This window comes from Mesobacillus subterraneus (assembly GCF_000934845.1).
GTDB lineage: Bacteria > Bacillota > Bacilli > Bacillales > Cytobacillaceae > Mesobacillus > Mesobacillus stamsii.
In genome coordinates this window covers 1-743 of record NZ_JXIQ01000171.1, presented here as the reverse complement: position 1 = coordinate 743, position 743 = coordinate 1, and the positions used below count along the sequence as shown (strand labels likewise).

1 protein-coding gene is annotated in these 743 nt (G+C 42.9%); it reads left to right on the top strand.

Going from position 1 to position 743, the window contains the following annotated elements:
* Positions 1–105: 105 nt before the first annotated feature.
* Positions 106–441 carry a hypothetical protein gene (locus UB32_RS16950; protein WP_044395952.1) on the top strand — a complete coding sequence of 112 codons (336 nt, stop codon included), beginning with the start codon at positions 106–108 and terminating at the stop codon, positions 439–441.
* Positions 442–743 lie beyond the last annotated feature (302 nt).

Genomic DNA, 743 nt, shown 5'->3' with positions numbered 1-743 from the left:
GAGGCGACACTAGACTAGCGACTCGAGGGGCTAGGCGCTGGAGCTGGACCATTCTCGAAGTGAATTTTATACTCTCTTATCTTTTAAAAAAGGAGTGATTGTAGATTGCAGACCTCTTTCTATCGCGATTTTTATCAGAAATCACTTGTCCCCGCGGAGCTTAGTGACCAGGAATCTTTTCTTGGCATCCAGCCAGACCTGTTCACTACCCATTTAATGATTGGACTGCAGGGTCATCAGGAAGAAGGCAAAAATTTTTACCAATGGAATGTTATCATTTATCAATCGGATTCTTCGGGAATCTATGATGCCCGCAAACCCGTGTATGTATCGGAAAAATTGGACCGGTTTGATGATGCCCTCGATGAAGCCCGGAAATTAGAAAAAGAAATCCGCAATGAGGAACTGCACTCGATGAGCCATCAAGAAAAAATCGGTTAATCCCCCCTTGAACCCCACCACTTTAGCTTCACTCTTTTTTGAACCCACTTGTGAATGAACATACATATGATGAAAATAGAATATTTCTTCGTAAACTAACTAATGCTCTATCCCCTATTAAGTTCTTATTTCACGATACGAAAAGCGCAAGCTCCTTGGTGAGCCCCGACAAGCGCTGGAGCTGGACCATTCTCGAAGGGGTTTTTATGGTTGCTTATCTTTCAAGAAAAAAAATTAAGAAAAACCGGGCAAAAACCGCCCGGTCCTTTTTGGTTTGGCTGATAATCGATTTCCACTCCAGA